The sequence below is a fragment of the Brockia lithotrophica genome, from assembly GCF_003633725.1.
GTDB lineage: Bacteria > Bacillota > Bacilli > Thermicanales > DSM-22653 > Brockia > Brockia lithotrophica.
In genome coordinates this window covers 134,649-154,576 of the sequence record NZ_RBIJ01000001.1, presented here as the reverse complement: position 1 = coordinate 154,576, position 19,928 = coordinate 134,649, and the positions used below count along the sequence as shown (strand labels likewise).

Below are 19,928 nucleotides of genomic sequence, written 5' to 3'. Positions count from 1 at the left end.
GCGCGGAAAGTCACGTCCGGGAAGGCGGGCCGTCTTCGCCGCCGCGGTGCGGGGAACGTCCCTCGTACGGAACTTCGCCCGCCGCCTGGGCGGCCAAGGTCGTCTTGCCGTAGGCGACGGCGCGTTCGGGAAGCACGAGATGGAGAAAGATGCCGAGCAAGGTGGCCAAAGCGATGTTGTCTACCGTGAGGGAGAACGGCACGCCGCCGGGAAAGGTTCCCGCGAGGTCGAAGCGAAAACCGCCGATACCCGTCACGAGGACGACGGCGACGAGGAGCATGTTGCGCCGGTGGGCGAGGTCGACGCCGTACTCGACGAACATCCGAAGCCCCTGGGCGGCGATCACGCCGAAGAGCACGATCATCACGCCCCCGAGGACGGGCTTGGGTACGGCCAGGAGGGCAGCGCCGAGCTTTTCCACAAAGGCGAGGAGCGCGGCAAACCCGGCGGCTCCGAAGAGGACCGCCCGACTGTACACGCGGCTTACCGCAAGAACGCCGATGTTTTCGCCGTACGTCGTGCTCGGCGGCCCGCCAATCCACGCCGCAAGCATCACCGCCAGTCCGTCCCCCAAAAGCGAGCGCGGGAGGAGGGGGACCAACGGACGTCCGATCACGCGCTCCGTGACGAGGAGGTGGCCGATGTGTTCCGCGAGGGTGACAAAGGCGATGGGGGCAATCGTGAGGGCGAAGAGCCACGCCTCGGGCGTGAGCGCGGCGCGGGCGACTTCTAGCGTGTGCGTGTGGCGGGAAAAGAACTCCGCCGGCGTGAGAAACCAGGAAGCTTGCGCCACCTTGCCCACGAATCCCCCGTCGGGTCCAGCGGTGAACCAGTCCGGGTGGCGGAGGTAGGCGTAGACGGTACCCAAGACGACTCCCGTGAGGACAGGGAGGACGCCCAGAAGGCCGCGGCCGTACAGGTTCACGAAGAGCACGATCGCCAAGGTGACGAGGGCCACCTCTGCCGCCGCGAGAGAGCTCCCGCCCTGCGGATGCAAGGGATCCGCGAGCGCCCAGGACACCGCCACGCCGGAAAGCGCGAGGCCGATCACGGCGACGATGCTCCCGACGAGAACGGGAGGAAGGATGGCGTCGAGCCAGCGCGTTCCCGCACGGTGCACGAGCCAAGCAAAGACGAGGTACAGCGCGCCAGAGAGAAACGCCCCCAAAAGGGCGGCCCCTACCCCGGCCGCGTGCGTCACCGTGAGAATGGGGCCGATGAAGGCAAAGGAAGAGCCGAGGTAGTTCGGAATCCGGCCGCGCGTCACGAGGAGGAAGAGGATCGTTCCCAACCCGCTCGCCAAGAGCGCCGCCTGCACGTCCAGTCCCGTGAGGATCGGCACGAGGACCGTAGCGCCGAACATGGCAAAGACGTGTTGTAGGCTCAAGGGCAGGAGGCGAAGAAAAGGCGGAGTGTCTTCTACGTCGTAGAGGGGGCGAATGCCGAAGGACGTCGGGCGTTCCTCGGAACGGGCCATGCGGCGCTACTCCTCTCCCCCGCTTGTAGCTTCAGAGGCGCCTTCCGCCTGCGGACCTCGGCCGTCCCGGTCGCGACGCGCCTCGCGCAAGGTGACCAGGTCGCGGCCGTCCACTTCCACGAGTTCTACGTAGACGCGCTCGTCGCGCGAGGTCGGGACGTTTTTGCCGACGAAGTCGGGGCGGATGGGCAGCTCCCGGTGCCCGCGGTCGACGAGGACGGCGAGCTGGATGGCCGCCGGACGGCCGCGGGAAATCACGGCCTCCATGGCTGCACGCGCCGTGCGCCCCGTGTACAGCACGTCGTCTACGAGGACGACGACCTTCCCTTCGATCGGCACGGGAAAATCTGTACCCTGGACGAGGGGATCTCCCGAAGGTTTGAGGTAGGTGAGGTCGTCGCGGTACAAGGTGACGTCCACCACGCCCACGGGGACCTCCTGCCCTTCGATTTCCCGCAGTCGTTCCGCAAGGCGCCGCGCGAGGTACACGCCGCGCGTGCGTACCCCCGCGAGGACGACGTGGGCAACCCCCTTATTCCGCTCGACGATCTCGTGGGCGATGCGCGTGAGCGCACGCCGGACAGCCGCCTCGTCCATGAGTTCCACGTTGCGCGCCACGGAATACCGCCTCCTCGTTTGCGTCTGGCCCGAACGCTTGCCGCCGTATCCGCGAGGGACTCCGACGGGGTTCTCCGGGCACGAAAAAACCCTCCCGCCGGGAGGGTGGAGGGTAGGCAAGGTAGGTTGTATGTAGCGCGTCGCCGCGCCGAAGAGCGCACTTCGGCCCCGCGCGGTCGACTCCAACCTGCCCTCCTTGTCAGCCTCGCCGGACTGCCTTAAAGGAGGCAACGCGCATCTCGGATTCGGTTCGGGTGGATTGTACTCCGTTTCTCCGCGTTTGTCAATCACCCGCCCGATCCGGACGAAAGGAGTCGGAAGGCACCTCTTCGGTACCGTAGACGAGGCGCCGGAGGCGCTTTTCCACGCGCGCCCAAACTTCCTCCGGAGGAGGCGCGGACGGAGCGAGAGAATCCCCCGGTACACGCGCGGACGTACTCCCTTCCGGACAGAGGCGGAAGAACGCTGCGCGAAAGTCCTCCGGCGGCGGTGCGTACGCCCGAACTGGCTCTTTCGTCACGGGGTGGGTGAACCGAAGGCCGAAGGCGTGCAAAAGGAGGGGGGTACCGGACCGTTCGCGCCGGTAGCCGTACACGGAATCGCCCACGACGGGGTGGCCTATGTGCCGCATGTGCACGCGAATCTGGTGCGTGCGCCCCGTCTCCAAACGCAGGACGACGAGGCTGACCGACGAGCAGGCCAAGAGCATCCGGTAGTGGGTAATCGCCTCCCGACCCCCGGCCACGACAGCCATGCGCTTCCGATCGCGCGGATCGCGTCCGATGGGGGCCACGATCGTACCTCGGGGAGGGTCGGGGTGACCGTGAACGACGGCCACGTAGCCGCGAAAGACCGAATGGGCGGCGAAGAGGCGCGCGAGTCGGTGGTGGACGGCGTCGCTCTTGGCGACGACGAGGAGTCCCGTCGTATCTTTGTCCAGGCGGTGGACGATGCCTGGGCGAAGTTCGCCGCCCGCTCGGCTCAGTTCGGGAAAGCGGACGAGGAGGGCGTGGACGAGCGTTCCCGTTTCGTGTCCCGGACTGGGGTGCACGGGCACGCCCCGCGGCTTTTCGACAACCGCGAGGTAGGCGTCTTCGTAATGCACGGAGAGCGGGCGGTCTTCCGGGACGAGCGCGAGCGGAGGATCGCGAGGTACGAGGACCTCTACGCGTTCCCCCGCACGTGCCGGCCGCTTGGGCGCATCTACGGGGACGCCGCCCGCGTGCACCCGCCCTTCGGCGATGAGGCGCTTGATCCGCTCGCGGCTCAACTCCGGAAGGAGGGAGGCGAGGACGCGGTCGATCCTCTCGCCGTGCGCTTCCGGAGGAATTTCGACGGAGATCCGTTCCGCTTCCCCTTCTCTGCCTACCATTCGCCCTTCCAAAGCGCTCTCCCCTTTTTTCCGAAGAGGAAGAGGGCGCCCAGGAGAATCCCTCCTACGGTGAGCGCCGCATCGGCGACGTTAAAGACGGGGTAGTGGATCGCGCGGACGTCGATGAAGTCGACGACCGCCCCGTAGGCGATGCGGTCCCAAAGGTTCCCCGCCGCACCTCCGAGCACGAGCCCGAGGGCCAAGGAATACCCTCTTCCCCACGCCGAAAGCCGATACACGAGGTAGACGAGCATAACCACGGCCACGGCGCTCAAAAGGGCGAGAAATTCCGTGGCGCCACGCAGCATCCCGAAAGAGGCTCCGGTGTTCCGCACCGAAGTGATGTGGAGGATCCCGTCGAAGACGGGGAAGCTCTCCCCGACGAGGAGGCTGTGGAGGACCCACACCTTGGCCGCGCGGTCGAGGAGGAAGACCAGCGCCGCAACCAAATACCCTCCCGTCGCACGGAAAAAGACGGTCCTTTCGTTCGGCGAAAGCGAGAGCCGTTTGCGAAGGCCCATTTCCCAAACTCCTTGGAGGCGCTCCCCAAACCTAGGTCGCCTTGCGGAGGTAGGTGGCGGCAAACTCCTCCGCCGGGAGCGGCTTCCCGAAGTAATACCCCTGCATGATCTGGAGGCTGTTGGAGGCGAGGAATTCCTTTTGCCACTCCGTTTCCACGCCCTCGGCGACGACTTCGAGTCCCAAGGCGTGGGCGAGGTAGATCACGGCCGTCGCGATCGTACCCGTATCCTTTTCGTCCTTGACCTCCCACACGAAGGAGCGGTCGATCTTCACGGCGTCGATGGGGAGACGGCGCAAGTAGCTTAGGGACGAATACCCCGTGCCGAAGTCGTCTACGGCGATGCGTATCCCCATCGCCTTGAGTTCCTTGAGCCGTTCGACGCTCGCCTCGATGTCGCGCATGAGGACGCTCTCGGTGAGCTCGAGTTCTAGGCGGTTCGGCTGCACCCCGCTCTCGGCGACGATGGCCGCCACGCGGCGGACGAACTCCGGGTCGTCGAACTGGACCGCCGATACGTTGACGTACGCCCGAAGCACCTCGCCCGTCTCGCGCTCCCAAGCGACAAGCTGGCGCAAAGCCTCCCGAAGGACCCACTCCCCGATCGGAACGATGAGCCCTGTGTCTTCCGCCTGAGGGAGGAACTCCGCGGGAGGAATGAGCCCCATCTCCGGATGCCGCCAGCGCAGGAGCGCTTCCATCCCCACGAGCTTTCCCCGCAGGACGTCGTACAGGGGTTGATAGTATAATACCAATTCTCCACGTTCGAGGGCACCCCAGAGGTCCATTTCGAGCACGAGCTGGCGGACGAGCACGTCCTTCCCTTGGGGGACGTAGCGCACGACCTTTCCCCGCCCCCGTTCCTTCGCGCGGACGAGGGCCCCTTCGGCGGCCCGGAGGAGTTCCTCAACGCTTTGGCCGTCCTCGGGGTAGACGGCGACCCCGACGGAAAAGGTGAGGTGGTACGTCCGTCCTTCGACCACGAACGGGTCGTAGCCTCCGCGGGCGACCGTCGTTAGCTTGGCGAGAAGCTCGTCTAAAGCCTTCGGGTCTTCCGAAGGCAAGAAGAATACGAGGCCGTATTCGTCACCCGCCATCCGCGCCACGAGGCCGTTCCCGGAGACGAGCGTGCGGAAGAGGTCGCGCGCCGCACGCAAGAGCTCGTCCCCGACCTCGGGACCGAAGGCGTCGTTGTATACCTTGAATCGGTCTACGTCCACGAGCACGACGGCAAAGGGAGGCACGTTGTGTCGGAGGAGCCGATCGAGCGTCCGGAGAAACTCCTGGCGCGAGGGAATGTCCAAAAGGACGTCCCCCGTCCGTTCCTCCTCGCGTACGGGGACGAGGCTCGAGACGAAAAACCCCGCGGCGTCTTCGTCGAGGGGACGCGTGCGGAGGAAGAAGGGCTCCCCGCCGTAGGAGTCGGCGGTACGGAGGAGAAACGCCCGCCCCGGCTCCATGAGCGCGCGGAAGAAGAGCGGCCGATCTTCGGGGACGAAGAGCTTGAGCGGGCTCTTTCCCAAAAGCTCCGCCTCGCCACCCCGGGCGAGCGCCTGTACGGCCGCACCGTTGGCGAAGACGATTTTGCCGTACGCGTGGACGAAGATCGGTGTGTCCACGCTGGCGAGAGACCTCCAGCAGGGGGCGACGAGACGGGGGGCGTCGGGTGGAAAAAACAGGCCCAAGAGCACCCCTGCATCGCCCGGGAAGAGGTGCAGGACACCGATGCCGCGTTCTTCCGGCACAGCCGTGAGGGCGTAGCCGCGGCGGTAGGCGGCGTCCAGCGCTCGGCGGACGGCCTTGGCCCCCGAGGGAAAGAAGACCTCAAGAGAGCAGCCCGAATTCGCGCACTCGGAAGGGCGTCGACCTTCTCCGGCAAACGTAAGGAAATCGCAGCCGAGTACGGGGCGTACGAGCCAATCCTTGGACGATTTGTCTGCGGCGGTAAAGACGAGTACCGTGCCGGGAACCCGAGGTGCGGCTTCCTCTCCGTCGCGACCGCGATCGACATTCTCCGCGTCGGCAAACGGGCCGCTCTCCCGGTCTTGCTCGCGGGAAGCCATAGATCCACGCACCACCGTTTCGCACTTCGGCTTCTCCGCTCATTGTAGCATCTCGCGTTTATCTCCGAAAATAGGAAGAACTATGCGGTTTTCCTTGAAGATTGGCAGGAAGCTCCTCCACGGGATTTCCCGTGTCGGCAAATTCCGCAGAGTAGGAAGCGGAACGAGCCGCGAATTCTCCCGTACTCGTGTCCGATGTCCCGAAACTTTCCACCTCTTCCCATACGTCTTCCGGGGAAATCCCCGGCGTTTCCCCCGCCCTTCTTTCCCCTTCGCTCCCGTACCACGTCCGGAGGTATTCCTCCTCTGCGGGCCTGCGGGGCGTCTCGCGCCGGCGAACATCCTCGAACTCCCGTTCGTGTTCGAGGCAAAACCGCGCGGCGGGTACGGCGAGGAGGCGTTCGAAGGGGATCGGCGCCCCGCAGCGTTCGCACAGGCCGTAGATCCCCTCTTCCATCCGCCGCAAGGCGCGGAGGATCTCCTCCCGCTCCGCCCGGTAATCCAGGGCGAGCGCGAGGTCCCGGCTTCGGTCGTGCGTGAGCGTCCCGTCGTCGGCGGGGTGGTTGTCGTAGCGGGAAAGCTCGGAACTCGCATCCGTTTCCGCAAGCGTGGCGGCACCCGCGGCGAGCTTCGCCTCGAGCTCGTGCAGGCGTTCCTGCAAAATCCGCCGTAAAGTGGCCCGTTGCTCATCCGTGAGGTGGTCTTCCGTACGCACGGCGATCTTGCCTCCTCGGGAAAAACGCCGCACCGCCGGCAAAACGCCGGGGCGCGGCGCAGGTCTCCTTTTACCTTTTCCCGAGGAGGTTTCCTTTACGCGTCCGACTGCGCCACGCGGCCCTCGAGGACGAGGCGCCGAACCACCGCAGCACAGCGCGGGCAGAGGTCCGGATACTCCGGATCCGAACCGACCTCCGGTGTGATCATCCAGCAGCGTGCGCACTTTTGCCCTTCCGCCCGGGATACCGAAGCCCACCCTCCCGGGAAGGGAACGGCGTCCGCCGGCGGGGCCTCTCCAGGGTCGTGGACAGTGACGGCCGAAGTGAGGAAGATCTCCTCGGGCCGCGGGAGCGAGCGGAGAAAGTCGGCCGCCTCCGCACTTTCCGGATAGAGGTGGAGGTGCGCCTCGAGCGCCGCACCCAGGAGATCCGCCTTACGGGCTTCTTCGATGGCCTTGTTGGAAGCCTCGCGGACGGCGAGGATTTTCGCCCATCGGGCGTGCAGGGCGCGGTCGATGAGGCGCGGATCGGGCTCCGGGAAGTCGGCGAGCTGCACGCTCTCTTCCTTCGGCCCGGGCATGTGCTGCCAAACTTCCTCTGCCGTATGCGGCAGGATGGGGTGGAAGAGGATCGCGAGCGCCCGAAGCGTCTCGTAGAGGACGGTTTGGGCGGACCGGCGCCCCTCGTCCTCCGGATGGCTCGTGTACAGGCGGTCCTTGAGCACGTCGAGGTAGAAGGCGCTCAAATCCACCGTCGCGTACGTGTGGAGGAGCATGTACACCTCGTGAAAGTCGTACGCCTCGTACGCCCGCCACACGCGGCCGATGAGCTCGTGCAGGCGCGAGAGCATGTAGCGGTCGAGCTCCCAGAGCCGCTCCGGCGGCACGCGGTCGCGCGTCGGGTCGAAGTCGCTCGTGTTTCCCAAAAGGAAGCGGAACGTGTTGCGCACTTTGCGGTACACTTCGGCGATTTGCCCGAGGATCGCATCCGAAATTCGCACGTCCGACGTGTAGTCTACGGAAGCGACCCAGAGGCGGAGGATGTCCGCACCGTACGTCTTCATGACGTCCATGGGGTCGACGATGTTCCCCAGGGACTTGGACATCTTGCGCCCTTCCCCGTCGAGGACGAAACCGTGCCCGAGCACGGTCTTGTACGGCGGTCGGCCGAAGACCGCTACGGCGGTCGTAAGCGACGAGTTGAACCAGCCGCGGAACTGGTCCGAGCCTTCGAGGTAGAGATCCGCCGGCCACTCGAGCTCCGGACGCGTCCGGAGGACGGCCGCATGCGAAGATCCCGAGTCGAACCAGACGTCCATCGTGTCCGTTTCCTTGCGGAAGTGCGTGCCGCCGCAGTGCGGACAGCGAAAGCCCTCGGGGAGGAAGTCCTCCACCGGACGCTCGTACCACGCGTTCGACCCTTCGGCCTCGAAGATCAAGGCGACGCGGTCGAGGATTTGCGCGTCGATGATGGGCTTGCCGCACGTCGTGCAGTAGACGGCGGGGATGGGGACGCCCCAGACGCGCTGCCGCGAAATGCACCAGTCGCCGCGGTCGCGAATCATGTTGGCGAGGCGGATTTCCCCCCACTCTGGGATCCAGCGAACGCTCTCCACGGCGCGCAGGAGTTCTTCGCGAAACCCATCGATGGAGGCAAACCACTGCTCCGTCGCTCGGTAGATCACGGGCTTCTTCGTACGCCAGTCGTGGGGGTAGGTGTGACGGATCGTCCCTCGGTGGATGAGGGCGCCGCGTTCGGCGAGGATCTCGATGATCCGTTCGTCGGCGTCCGCGTAAAACATCCCTTCAAAACCGGGGGCTTCGGCGGTAAACCTCCCCTTTTCGTCCACAGGCGAAAGGAGGGGAAGACCGTACCGCTCACCCACGTAGGCGTCGTCTTCTCCGTGCCCGGGTGCCGTGTGCACGGCGCCCGTACCCATGTCCAGGGTGACGTGTTCTCCGAGGACGACGGGAACCACGCGCTCGTAGAAGGGGTGGTGGAGGGTGACGCCTTCGAGCTCCCGGCCGCGCCAAGAGCCGAGCTCCCGAACGACGGACACGCCGGTGACCTCGCGGAACGCGGGGACGAGCTCCGTGGCCACGAGGAGGTTGCCGCGGTCCGTCTCCAAGAGGCTGTAGCGGTACTCCGGGTGCAAGGTCACGGCGAGGTTGGCGGGGAGCGTCCACGGGGTTGTCGTCCAGATCACCACGCGGTCCCCCGGGGAAAGCTTGCCCTTCCCGTCCACCACATCGAAGGCGACGTAGATCGAAGGGGAGACCTTGTCGCGGTACTCGATTTCCGCGTCGGCGAGGGCCGTCTCCGCGGAAGGAGACCAGTAGATCACCTTGAGCCCGCGGTAGATGTATCCCTTTTTGGCCATCTCCCCGAAGACGCGGATCTGCGCCGCCTCGTACTTGGGGTCGAAGGTCACGTAAGGGCGTTCCCAGTCGCCGCGGACGCCGAGACGCTGAAACTGCCGGGTTTGCCGTGCGATGAACTCTTCCGCCCACTCGCGACAGAGGTTGCGAAAGGGAACGATGCCCACGGAACGCGGATCGGCCTTTTTGTGGGTGATCACCGCGTGTTCGATCGGCATTCCGTGCGTGTCGAATCCAGGCACGAAAGGCGCGTCGTACCCCATTTGCGAGCGTGAACGCACGATGATGTCCTTGAGGACCTTGTTGAGGACGTGCCCCATGTGGATGTCGCCGTTGGCGTACGGCGGTCCGTCGTGCAGGACGAACTTGGGCCGACCGCGGTTCTTTTCCTGTACGCGGGCGTAGATGCCCATTTCCTGCCAACGAGCTTGGATTTCCGGCTCGCGCTTCGGGAGGTTGGCGCGCATGGGAAAGTCCGTCTTGGGGAGGTTCACCGTCGCCCGGTAGTCCACGTTTGCCACATCTCCTTTGTCCCACGCAAAACGACCGGTTGGTACACGAAAAAGCCTTCCACCCGCCGGATGGAAAGGCCTCCGCTCGCGCCCGTTTCCGAACCAACTCTCAAAGCGGCCCGGCTTACGGGTAATTATAGGGAAAGCAAATCCCTCCCGGCAAGCACGGAGCCGGAAGATCGGAGTTCTTACGTACGCAGAGACGTTTTCCTCCCGGCGACGCATCTTTTCTTCGCCGGGTGCGTAGGCGTCTTACGGAAGAAAGCCAAAGAAACGCGCTTACGGCGTGCGGAGCTCTTCACGCCCCCTGCCTTCCCCAAAGGTCTCCTCCGTGAGGCGGTCCCAATCGTGGCTCTGGAGCATCTCGAGCTGCGCTTCGAGCAGCGTGCGGAAGCGGTTGCGATAGACGATCGCCCGCTGCTTGAGCTCGTCGATTTCCAAGTTGATCTTGCGCACTTTGGCGAGGGCCTCTTCGACAATGCGGTTGGCGTTTTTTTCCGCCTCCCGGAGGATGAGCTCCGCCTCCTTGTGCGCGTTGGCCTTCACTTGCTCCGCCGTCTTCTCGGCGGCCACGAGGGTTTTCGTGAGGGTCTCCTCCAAATTCCCGTAATGGTTGAGTCGCTCCTCGAGCTCGGCGACGCGCTTTCGAAGCCTCGCCTGTTCCTCGAGAAGAAGCGCCATCTCGCGCGCCACCTGTTCGAGAAAGGCGTTCACCTCGTCTACGTGGTACCCGCGAAAGGCGATAGGGAATTCCTTGTGTTCGATGTCTTCGGGTCGCAGGGCCACCGCCGCATCCCCCCTTTGCCCGCCCCGCCCGCACACCTCACCTCCGGGATGCGCCTAAGGGCTACACCACCACCGAGGGACCGCACCCCGAAAGCGGGTAAACCCGCCCGTCCCGCCGGTGTTCGGCCCGACGCCCCCGTTCTCGAAAGGTCAGCGGCGGAAGTTCCCCAGCGTCTCGTCGGCAAAGAGCGAGATCGACCCTTCGATCTCTACGTTCTCCGGAGCGAGGAGGTAGATGTCCTCTCCTACGGCCGTGAACTCCCCTTCCAGGACGTAAATCGTCCCGCTCAAGAAGTCCTTCATCCGCTGCTTGAGCTCGTGGGGCACACGGTGGAAGTTCACGAGCACGGCCTTCCTCGCGCGCAAGTGGTCTGCAATGTCCTTTACCTCGTTGAACGTCCGCGGCTCTACGATGACCACCTTTGCCTCACTCCGCTTCCGTTCCAAGGGTACGATGTTCCCCCGCCGCCGCGACCGCTCCGCCTCGGTCTCCGGTTCGGCAGGCTGCCGGCCGTCCTCTCCGGTGAATTCGCCGTCGTCGCCCAGCCCAATCCACTGAAACACGCGATCCATCATGAAAGGCTTCCTCCCATCTTTCGAACTTCGAAAATTGTCGCAGGCGCCGCCTCAGGCTCGAAGGAAGAGGAAGGCGGCCATCCTCCCCGCCTTCTCTCCTTCCCGACGGTGGGAAAAGAGGAGGTCTCCGTTTCCGTCTGTAGACAGAGGACTACATTCGATACGGTCTTCGGGAATTCCTGCCTTCTGCAAGAGAAGAGCGTTCAAAAGGGCGAGGTCCAACCGCGCCCTTCCGCCCGGCCCACGGTCGAGCACCCGCTCAATCTCCGTATCGGCAAGACCGGCCCGTTCCCTTAGACCTTCCAACGCGCGGAGGACGTCTTCTCCGACTTCGTACGCGGCACGGGAAATTCCCGGACCGACGACCGCCCGCAAGCTCCTTGGCTCCACGCCGAAGGTTCGAACGAGGAGTTCGACGCTGCGGCCGGCCACATTGCGCACCGTCCCGCGCCAACCGGCGTGCGCCAGGGCGATCGCCTTCCCGGGCGCGTACAAGTAGAGGGGCAAACAGTCCGCGTAGGTCATGAGGAGCACCACCCGCGGACAGTCGGTCGCCGCGATGTCCGCCTCGGGAACGTCTCCCGCCGGAATCTCCTCTTCCTCTCCGTTCTCCCGGACGAGCGTCCCGCGGCAGTCGCCACCCTGCGCCTCGAGGACCCAAGCATCCGCACCGTGGACGAGCCTGGGGGCGGCGAGGCGGAGCTCGTCCCCCAAAAGGGCGAGAAGCGTGCGCCGGCGGCGTTCGGCTACGGCGGGGTCGCGCTCGCGCGAGGGGGAGAGATTCCCCCACGGCTCTCCCGGACGCCGGTCGAAGTCTCGCGCCGTAAGCCCCCCCACGACGGTCGCCGTACCGCGTACGCGCAGCCAAAAGATGCGGTTTTCGGAGTCGTACGCAAACGGCCCGTCTCCCGTTCGGGCGCCTTCCACGTGTTCACCTCCTCGGGAACACCCGCGGCCTCCTCACCACGGCTTCGCCCGTGGTCCATTATACCGTTAAGACTTCCCTTCCGGGAGTCGGGACGCGGGAGAATCGGGGGTTCGAACGAGGATCACGTCGACCCCGATCGTCTCGATGTCCTCCCAGCGCACGACGGTTTCTTCAGGACGCCGAAACCAGGAAAACATCCCCCCGCTTTTGGGGACGATGAGGGCAAGCACGCGCCCGGCGTCGGGATCGATTTCCACGTCGGCCACGCGTCCGAGACGCTTCCCGTCCGAGAGGCGAACGACGTCCTTGGATTGAAACTCGGAAATCCTGAGCACGTCAGCCACCGCCTTCCCTCTACCGGTATATGCGCGGCGGCCGGAAAGGTACGCCACGAACTACCTGGGGAAACGCGCCGTGTGCGGCGCGCGAAAAAGGCGATGACCAGTCCCGCTCCTTCCCGCTCCTTCCGAACCCGGAGCGGCGCCTATTCCGCGAGGTCGACGTGCTTTTGCATGTGGCGCAAGGCGTTCTTTTCCAGGCGCGAAACTTGCGCCTGGGAGATCCCGATCTCCTCCGCGATCTCCATCTGCGTCTTTCCTTCAAAAAACCGCTTCGTCACGATGAGCCGTTCCCGCGGCCCCAGATTGCGCAACGCCTCGCGCAAGGCGATCCAGGTAACCCACGTCCCTTCCCGCGTGCGCTCGTCGCGGACTTGGTCCATGAGGTAGATCGGATCGCCCCCGTCCTGGTAGATGGGCTCGAAGAGCGAAACGGGCTCCTGTATCGCCTCCAGAGCGAGGATGACCTCCTCGCGGGAAAGGGAAAGCTCGGCGGCGATTTCGTCCACCGTAGGTTCGATCGACCGTTCTCCGAGCAGGCGGTCGCGCACGTTGAGGGCTTTATAGGCAACGTCCCGGAGGGAACGCGATACGCGAAGGGCGCCGTTGTCCCGAAGGTAGCGGCGAATCTCCCCCACGATCATCGGCACGGCGTACGTGGAAAAGCGCACGCCGTGTGCGAGGTCGAAGTTGTCGATCGCCTTGATGAGGCCGACGACGCCCACCTGAAAGAGGTCGTCCATGTTTTCTCCGCGGTGGCTGAAGCGCTGCACGACGGAAAGGACGAGACGCAGGTTGCCGTAGATGAGGCGCTCCCGGGCTTCCAGGTCTCCCTCTTGCATGCGCCGAAAGAGTTCCTGCATTTCCGCATTCGTAAGTACGGGAAGCTGCGAGGTGTCGACGCCGGTGATTTCGACCTTGTGGTTCCCGGACACGCATTCGTCCCTCCCCGGTACACACTTCCGCCACGTCCGCGCATGGCGTTACTCAGTATGCCCGGTTCGGGACGATCCATGACGAAAACGGCCCCTGCAGACACACCAAATGCGAAGCTCCGGAGAAGGCAAACGTTCGTTTCGGCAGGAGACGAAAGCCTACGCCATGTTGCTCATGGCTACCTCGAGCCGCCGGAGAATCCGCTTTTCAAGGCGCGAAATGTACGACTGGGAAATCCCCAATAGGTCCGCAACCTCCTTTTGCGTGTATTCCCGGCCGTCGCGGAGGCCGAACCTGAGCTCGACGATCGTCCGCTCCCGCTCGCTCAGCGTGGAGATCGCCCGGCGGAGGAGTTCTCGGTCTACCTCCGCCTCGATGCCGCGGTGGAGCTCGTCGTCCCCGTGCCCGAGGACGTCGGCGATGAGCAGTTCGTTTCCGTCGGAGTCCACGGTCAGCGGCTCCTCGAGCGAGACTTCGTGGCGCAGGCGGTTCGCCTTCCTTAGGTGCATGAGGATTTCGTTTTCGATGCAGCGGGAGGCGTACGTGGCGAGCTTAATGTTCTTTTCCGGATCGTACGTGTGCACCGCCTTGATGAGGCCGATGGTCCCGATGCCGATGAGGTCGTCGAGGGGGACGTACGGCTGCTCGAACTTTCTGGCGATGTACACGACGAGGCGGAGGTTGCGCTCGATGAGCGTCTGCTTGACCTCGTGCGCGTCCTCACCCGACCGAAGCCGGCGGATGAGCACTTCCTCCTCCTCGCGGGCGAGGGGCGGCGGCAGCGTGTCCGGCCCTCCGAGGTAGTACACCTCCTCGGACGCGAGCCCGAGCCGTACGAGTACCATGCGGAAGAAGGCCTTAATCTTATGCACGAGGGTCCGCCACGTCCACATGTCCTTCCCTCCTTCGGTTCGGGTCGCTTGACAGCTCCGCACTCGGAAAGACCTCCGCCGGGACGAGTACCTCGGCGGCGGCGTCGGAGAAGAGAGGGCGGACGCTCCACGCGAGGCGGGGACGGTGGAGGCGTACGCGCTCCCGACCCGCCTCGAGGACGACCTCGTCGACGACAAACGAAGGGAGGAGGCCGGAACCGCCCACGCTGCGGTAGGGCAAGAGACGGAACCGGCGAACCAAGGGTTCCGGGAAATCCCGGGGGATCCGGCCTTCGACGAGCCGCTCGAGAACTTCTACCGCCTGCGGGAGGCCTCCGAGTTCCGGAAAGAGGCGAACCAAAACGGACGTATCGGCGAGCAGCACGGGTACGTTTCCTACCGGATCGCGCAACAGATGGCCCGTGTCCACGAGGCCGACGAAGGAAACCTCTTTCCCCTCTGCCCGCGCAGTACCCCGTACTCGGTGTGCGATCCCCCGCCGCCCTCGCTCCAAGGCCCGCAAGGTCACCTTGCCCAAGGAAAACATGAGCGCGTAGCCCAAAAGGAGCGCTCCCCAAGAGGCGTGGGACGTCGGCGTCGTGGAAAGCCCCGCACCCCGCCCTTCCCAAGATGCGAGAAACGTGAGCACGCCCCCGTAGAGGAGAGAGACGAGCCAAAAGAGGGCCGTGAGGCGGAGGAGTACCTGGACGTTTCGCACGGAAAAGGCGACACAGACGACGAGGAAAGAGAGTACCGCCGCGTAGCCTACCGTGAACGATGCGGGCCATTCGGAAGCGTACGGAGGAAGGGCGGCGACTCCCCCAAAAAGGGCGGAGACCACGAGGCGCGAGATGCGGATCGGGCGGTCGGCGAGGGATGCCACGGCCCAAAGGAGGAGGGCGTCGACGAGGAAGTTGTAGAGGACGAACAGGTCGACGTAGAAGACGGGCTCCATCGCCCCTCCCCCCGGGCTCGGTCTAGGGCCAAGTATATCCCCCGTCCCCGGAAGGAGGTGTCGAAGCGGGCAGGCGCCGGGAACGAAACTTTCTCCCCGTGCCCGTCATTTTCGTCCTTCCCTGGACAAAACCCGCCCGAGGTCGGTGGAACGCCCGGCCTCTTCGGGCGAAAGAGAGCGGCGGGGCGATGCATTTCCCGCGTAGCGAAACGAAAAGACGCCCCGCCTTCGGCCCGCAGTGCAGCGGAACCGAAAGGGGCGTCCGAAGTGGGGTCCTTCGCCTCTTTAGGGGCGCGGACGGCGCTTGCGGAGAAACGTCGGAATGTCGAAGTCGTCGAAGAAGGGAGGGGAATCCTCCGGGGCTTTGGAGGAAGAGGGCGCCGCCTCCTGCGTCCGCGGAAAGCCCGCCTCGCGCTTCTTTTCGTCGAAGCCGGTGGCGATGATCGTCACGTAAATCTCGTCGTCGAGGGATTCGTTGATCACCGCTCCGAAGATCATGTTCACATCCGGGTCGGAGGCCGCGTGGACGATTTCGGCCGCCTCGTTCACCTCGAAGAGGGTGAGGGACGTCCCTCCGGTGATGTTGAGGAGTACCCCCTTCGCCCCTTCGATCGTCGTCTCGAGAAGGGGGCTCATGATCGCCCGCTTCGCCGCTTCCTGCGCCCGGTTTTCGCCGGAGGCGACGCCGATTCCCATGAGGGCCGTACCCTTGTCCTGCATGATCGTCTTTACGTCGGCAAAGTCCAGGTTGATGAGCCCCGGAACGGCGATGAGGTCGCTGATCCCTTGCACGCCTTGGCGGAGGACGTTGTCCGCCATGCGAAACGCCTCGGTGATCGTCGTGTTCTTGTCCACGACTTCGAGAAGGCGGTCGTTGGGGATGACGATGAGCGTGTCTACGCGCTCCTTGAGGTTTGCGATTCCCGCTTCCGCCTGAAGCATGCGGCGCTTCCCTTCGAAGCGGAAGGGCTTGGTCACCACGGCGACCGTGAGCGCCCCGAGCTCCTTCGCCACCTGGGCGATGACCGGGGCGGCTCCCGTTCCCGTACCGCCGCCCATGCCCGCGGTGACGAAGACCATGTCGGCGTCCCGAAGGACGGCTTCAATGGCCTCGCGCGACTCTTCGGCCGCCTTTTTCCCGATCTCCGGATTGGCCCCCGCCCCGAGACCGCGGGTGAGCTTTTCGCCAATTTGCAGCTTTACGTCCGCCTTGGACAGGGATAGGGCCTGTGCGTCCGTATTTACGGCGATAAACTCTACGCCCGAAAGGCCGCTTTCGATCATTCGGTTTACGGCGTTCGAACCGCCGCCTCCGACGCCCACAACCTTGATGACGGCCGGAACGGCTTTTTCCATCTCCAGGTCGAGCATCTCCGTAGCCTCCCGTCTCGTACACCCGTAGGCACGACGACCGAACCTACTTCTCGTATCGGCAGTCCTTCCGATGTTTTCAACTCTTCGGAGGTTCTCCCTACTCCATCTATCTTACCTCGTCTTCGGTTCCGCAGGAAACCCCTTCCGCGGCCGAGCGCCTCCGCGGAAGGTCAAAACCGTTCGAGAAGCCACTCGCGCACGCGGCGAATCCACCCTTCTTCGCGGATTCCGTCGTGTCGGCGAAACCCTTCTTCTGCGAGTCCAGCCAGGGCTTCGGCGTGCAGGAGGGCGACGGCGCCACTCAGGGAGGGATGGCGTACGCCCATGTACTGGGGGTAGCCGATGCGCACGGAACCGGGAAAGAGGCGGCGAACGAGTCCCGTAAATCCAGGAAGGGCCGACGTCCCCCCGGTAAAGACGTACGTGGGCAGAGGATCCAGGGCGTGCTCCTCGAGGCGCGAACGCACGAGGGTGAGGATTTCCTCCAGACGGGCTTCGAGGATTTGGGCGAGCTCCGTCTGCCGGAGGTACGCCTCGCCCTTCTCGGAAGGAAGGGAGAGGACCTCGACGTCCGCCGCTTCCTGGACGTAGGCGACGCCGTGCGCGAGCTTGAGCTGCTCCGCGTCTGCGAGGGAGATCCCGAGAACGCGCGCCACGTCCCGCGTGAGGTAGGCGCCGCCGAAGGGAAAGGATTCGACGACGAGGCGCTCCGCGTCCTTCACGGCGATGAGTTCCGTGTTCCAGCCGCCCACGTCCACGACGACGACGCCCTCGCGCCGCTCTTCCGCGTGCGTGAGGAGTTCGAGGACGGCAAAGGGGCGAAAGCGGTAGACGGCCTCGCGCTCGAGCCGGTTGAGGAGACCCCGGTACGCCTCGAGGACTTCCTCCGGAACGCGTACTTGCCAGCCTTCGAAGACGAGTTCGTGTCCCGCGTGGCCTCGCGGGTCGGCGAGCCGGACGCCATCGAGGAGGAACCGCCGCGGCAAAACTTCGGGAACGTACGCCCCCGCCCCTTCGCCCTGGGCCGCGGCGACGAGGGCTTCCACTTCGGCGTCGTCGACCGCCGTCCGGGGGTCCCGCCGCGCCGATACGCGTACGGGGGCGATTTCCGCCTCCGCTCCCCCTACGCCGATGACGAGCACCTCCGGAGTCGCGTGCGCCATGGCCTCTGCCTCCTCCAAGGCGCGGCGCAGCGCGGGGAGCACGTCCAAGACCTCCCGCGGTCGCGACTTTGCCGTCCCCGCAATCGGGGCCGCCGCCGCACCGCGGACGTACAAGGCGTAGCCGCGGCGCTCCCCGACGACGACGCGAACCCGATGGGTGCCGATGTCCACGGCGGCGATGACGCTGCGCGATACCACCGCCCGCCCCCTCCTTTCCGGCTCATCCGTATGTGTTCCACGTCGAAAAGGGCAATTCCTGCCTCATCCCGCGTAGAGGGGCGAACTAGAAGGACTTGGGGCGTTCGGAATAGTAGATCCCCTCGGGGTAGAGGTAGAGCACGCCTTTCGGGGCGTCGGGCAGGGCGCGGCGGACGGCGGGAAAGGAGGCGAGCATGCGGCCCAGGTGGCGCAGCGTCGTCTCCGCGACGAGTCCGTCGCGAAAGCGAAGGTGCAAGGCTTCTGGATCGGAGGCGCGCGGCGTCCCGCGCACTTCGGCGATCGCCGTACGCACTTCCTTCGGCGTTGCGGCGAGCTCCGCCGCGAGGCGGGGAAAGAGGTCGTGGGGGACGTCCACGAGGCGCGGCAAAGAAGGAGACGCGCCCTTTGGGGGCTCGTCCACCGGCGACGCGTCCCGATCTCCACGCAAAGACCCTTCCGACCCCGGGAGAACAAAGGGCGAGACGTGGCCGTTGGCCAACAGGGTCCCTCCTTCTGCGAGAAGGCCCACCGCCTCCTCTTCTTCCACGCTCAGGAAAATCCGGTTGGGAAACGTCCACCGGACGCGCGCGGAGCGAAACTCCCCGCTCGCAAGGAGGTTGCGGCGGGCCCAGAGGGCCCGCCCCAAAAAGTCCCCTTCGCGCACGCCGGAAAGCGCGAGAACTTCTTGCCGCGGGACGCGCACGGCGCCGTCGACGACGACCGAGCCGACCTTTGCGTAGGGGCTAAAGGCGTACGCGGCAACGGCGACGCCGAAGAAAAAGAGCGCGACGAAGAACCGAAGCTTCCTGCGCACGGCGCCTCCTCCTCCCGAACGATCCCGACCGACGGCTCAGCCCGCCGCCTCTTCCTCCCGCGTCGCGGAAACCCTGCGGATAGAAGCTCCGAGGGCCGCAAGCTCCTCCTCGATGCGCATGTAGCCGCGGTCGATGTGCGTAAGCCCGTAGACGCGCGTCGTCCCCTCGGCAGCGAGACCCGCGAGGACGAGGGCGGCGCCTCCCCGAAGGTCGTAGGCGCGAACGCGCTCGCCCTTGAGGCGTGTAGGCCCTTCGATGACCGCCGTGCGTTGGTCGACGTAGATCTTGGCCCCCATGCGGACGAGCTCCTCTGCGTGGCGGAAGCGGCCGTCGAAGACCGTCTCCACGACGACGCTCGTACCCTCCGACTGCGTGAGGTATGTGACGAGCTGGGGCTGGAGGTCCGTGGGAAACCCGGGATGGGGGGCCGTGACCACGCGCGGGAGCGGGCGCGGGGGGAGCTTCCCCCGCAGGCGGATCGTATCCGCCCCTACTTCGAGCTCCGCACCGCTCGTCGCGAGGAGGTCCAGGACTGCCTCCATGTGCTCAGGTCTGGCGTCCTCGAGGACGACGTCCCCCCCGGTGATCGCCGCGGCGAAGAGAAACGTCCCGGCGACGATGCGGTCGGGGATCACGCGGTGGCGGGTGCCCCGGAGCTCGCGCACTCCTTCCACGACGATCGTCGCCTCCCCTGCACCGTACACGCGGGCGCCCATCGCGTTGAGGAAGCGGCCGAGGTCCTCGATTTCCGGTTCCCGGGCGGCGTTTACGATGCGCGTCGTCCCCTCAGCAAGCGCCGCCGCCATCATGAGGTTTTCCGTGGCGCCCACGCTCGGGTACGGGAGGACGATCGTGGCGCCGCGGAGGGCGAGTGCCCGCGCCTCGATCCTCCCGCCTTCTTCTACGACGCGCGCCCCGAGCCGCCGCAGCCCTTCCACGTGGAAGTCGATGCGCCGCGTGCCGATGGCACAGCCTCCGGGGCGGTAGAGCGTCGCCTCGCGGTAACGGGCGACGAGGGGCCCCATGAGGAAGAGGGACGAACGCATCTGCCCCATGAGTTCCTCGGGGACTTCCGTGCGGTGGATTTCCCGGGTGTCGACGTAGAGGGTCGTCCCCTCGCGCCGCACGCGCGCCCCGAGCGCGTGGAGGATGGCGATCATGATCTTTAGGTCGAGGAGGTCGGGGACGTTTTCGATTTCGAAGGTGTCCCGCGCAAGCACGGTGGCGGCGAGGATGGGGAGCGCCGCGTTTTTGGCCCCGTAGACCTTGTGCCGGCCCACGAGGGGACGACCGCCTTCGATGAGGAGATGGGACAAAGGTGAGCACCTCCG

Annotated in this window: 17 protein-coding genes and 1 pseudogene; all 18 read right to left on the bottom strand. The window is 65.5% G+C overall.

Annotation, left to right across the window (positions count from 1 at the left end):
- Positions 1 to 10 precede the first annotated feature (10 nt).
- The 18 genes and pseudogenes from C7438_RS00680 to murA all read right to left on the bottom strand — a co-directional run bounded on the left by C7438_RS00680 (position 11) and on the right by murA (position 19,913).
- Positions 11 to 1,477 (bottom strand): uracil-xanthine permease family protein, encoded by a 1,467-nt coding sequence (locus C7438_RS00680; RefSeq protein WP_121443438.1) that lies wholly within the window; start codon positions 1,475 to 1,477, stop codon positions 11 to 13.
- Between the two features lie 81 nt (positions 1,478 to 1,558).
- Positions 1,559 to 2,095: pseudogene (gene pyrR, locus C7438_RS00675) on the bottom strand (bifunctional pyr operon transcriptional regulator/uracil phosphoribosyltransferase PyrR); the annotation flags it as partial.
- 283 nt (positions 2,096 to 2,378) lie between these two features.
- Positions 2,379 to 3,479, bottom strand: a complete 1,101-nt coding sequence (locus C7438_RS00670) for an RluA family pseudouridine synthase (RefSeq protein WP_211321991.1) — start codon at positions 3,477 to 3,479, stop codon at positions 2,379 to 2,381.
- Positions 3,461 to 3,988: a signal peptidase II gene (lspA, locus tag C7438_RS00665; RefSeq protein ID WP_121443436.1), complete on the bottom strand. Its 528-nt coding sequence runs from the start codon at positions 3,986 to 3,988 to the stop codon at positions 3,461 to 3,463. Before lspA ends, C7438_RS00670 begins: the two co-directional genes overlap by 19 nt.
- A 31-nt stretch (positions 3,989 to 4,019) precedes the next feature.
- The gene (locus C7438_RS00660) at positions 4,020 to 6,050 is read right to left on the bottom strand and encodes an EAL domain-containing protein (protein ID WP_121443435.1); all 2,031 of its coding nucleotides are present in this window, start codon (positions 6,048 to 6,050) and stop codon (positions 4,020 to 4,022) included.
- 58 nt (positions 6,051 to 6,108) lie between these two features.
- Positions 6,109 to 6,765 (bottom strand): TraR/DksA C4-type zinc finger protein, encoded by a 657-nt coding sequence (locus C7438_RS00655; RefSeq protein WP_147401944.1) that lies wholly within the window; start codon positions 6,763 to 6,765, stop codon positions 6,109 to 6,111.
- 95 nt (positions 6,766 to 6,860) lie between these two features.
- Positions 6,861 to 9,656, bottom strand: a complete 2,796-nt coding sequence (ileS, locus tag C7438_RS00650) for an isoleucine--tRNA ligase (protein WP_121444011.1) — start codon at positions 9,654 to 9,656, stop codon at positions 6,861 to 6,863.
- A gap of 279 nt (positions 9,657 to 9,935) precedes the next feature.
- Positions 9,936 to 10,442 (bottom strand): DivIVA domain-containing protein, encoded by a 507-nt coding sequence (locus C7438_RS00645; protein WP_121443433.1) that lies wholly within the window; start codon positions 10,440 to 10,442, stop codon positions 9,936 to 9,938.
- 150 nt (positions 10,443 to 10,592) lie between these two features.
- Entirely contained in the window at positions 10,593 to 11,018 is a 426-nt protein-coding gene (locus C7438_RS00640) for a cell division protein SepF (protein WP_121443432.1), read from the bottom strand.
- A gap of 51 nt (positions 11,019 to 11,069) precedes the next feature.
- Entirely contained in the window at positions 11,070 to 11,945 is an 876-nt protein-coding gene (locus tag C7438_RS00635) for a purine nucleoside phosphorylase YfiH/LACC1 family protein (RefSeq protein WP_121443431.1), read from the bottom strand.
- A 66-nt stretch (positions 11,946 to 12,011) separates the two neighbouring features.
- Complete coding sequence (locus C7438_RS00630; RefSeq protein ID WP_211321990.1) at positions 12,012 to 12,290, bottom strand: YlmC/YmxH family sporulation protein; 279 nt, start codon at positions 12,288 to 12,290, stop codon at positions 12,012 to 12,014.
- A 140-nt stretch (positions 12,291 to 12,430) separates the two neighbouring features.
- The gene (sigG, locus tag C7438_RS00625; RefSeq protein ID WP_121443429.1) at positions 12,431 to 13,219 is read right to left on the bottom strand and encodes an RNA polymerase sporulation sigma factor SigG; all 789 of its coding nucleotides are present in this window, start codon (positions 13,217 to 13,219) and stop codon (positions 12,431 to 12,433) included.
- A gap of 159 nt (positions 13,220 to 13,378) precedes the next feature.
- Positions 13,379 to 14,113: an RNA polymerase sporulation sigma factor SigE gene (gene sigE / locus C7438_RS00620; protein WP_121443428.1), complete on the bottom strand. Its 735-nt coding sequence runs from the start codon at positions 14,111 to 14,113 to the stop codon at positions 13,379 to 13,381.
- Entirely contained in the window at positions 14,085 to 15,047 is a 963-nt protein-coding gene (locus C7438_RS00615) for a sigma-E processing peptidase SpoIIGA (RefSeq protein WP_121443427.1), read from the bottom strand. Before C7438_RS00615 ends, sigE begins: the two co-directional genes overlap by 29 nt.
- Before the next feature lie 285 nt (positions 15,048 to 15,332).
- A complete protein-coding gene (ftsZ, locus tag C7438_RS00610; protein ID WP_121443426.1) occupies positions 15,333 to 16,418 on the bottom strand; it encodes a cell division protein FtsZ in 1,086 nt (361 codons plus the stop codon).
- 173 nt (positions 16,419 to 16,591) lie between these two features.
- The gene (locus tag C7438_RS00605) at positions 16,592 to 17,782 is read right to left on the bottom strand and encodes a cell division FtsA domain-containing protein (protein WP_121443425.1); all 1,191 of its coding nucleotides are present in this window, start codon (positions 17,780 to 17,782) and stop codon (positions 16,592 to 16,594) included.
- Between the two features lie 85 nt (positions 17,783 to 17,867).
- A complete protein-coding gene (locus tag C7438_RS00600; RefSeq protein WP_121443424.1) occupies positions 17,868 to 18,596 on the bottom strand; it encodes a cell division protein FtsQ/DivIB in 729 nt (242 codons plus the stop codon).
- Positions 18,597 to 18,632: 36 nt separating this feature from the next.
- Positions 18,633 to 19,913 (bottom strand): UDP-N-acetylglucosamine 1-carboxyvinyltransferase, encoded by a 1,281-nt coding sequence (gene murA, locus C7438_RS00595; protein WP_121443423.1) that lies wholly within the window; start codon positions 19,911 to 19,913, stop codon positions 18,633 to 18,635.
- Positions 19,914 to 19,928: the final 15 nt, after the last annotated feature.

What these genes read in the sequence shown, in the direction of transcription:
- sigE (WP_121443428.1), bottom strand. Translation starts at nt 14,113, where the DNA reads ATGTGGACGTGGCGGACCCTCGTGCATAAGATTAAGGCCTTCTTCCGC.
- lspA (WP_121443436.1), bottom strand. Translation starts at nt 3,988, where the DNA reads ATGGGCCTTCGCAAACGGCTCTCGCTTTCGCCGAACGAAAGGACCGTC.
- C7438_RS00680 (WP_121443438.1), bottom strand. Translation starts at nt 1,477, where the DNA reads ATGGCCCGTTCCGAGGAACGCCCGACGTCCTTCGGCATTCGCCCCCTC.
- C7438_RS00660 (WP_121443435.1), bottom strand. Translation starts at nt 6,050, where the DNA reads ATGGCTTCCCGCGAGCAAGACCGGGAGAGCGGCCCGTTTGCCGACGCG.
- C7438_RS00640 (WP_121443432.1), bottom strand. Translation starts at nt 11,018, where the DNA reads ATGATGGATCGCGTGTTTCAGTGGATTGGGCTGGGCGACGACGGCGAA.
- ftsZ (WP_121443426.1), bottom strand. Translation starts at nt 16,418, where the DNA reads ATGCTCGACCTGGAGATGGAAAAAGCCGTTCCGGCCGTCATCAAGGTT.
- C7438_RS00615 (WP_121443427.1), bottom strand. Translation starts at nt 15,047, where the DNA reads ATGGAGCCCGTCTTCTACGTCGACCTGTTCGTCCTCTACAACTTCCTC.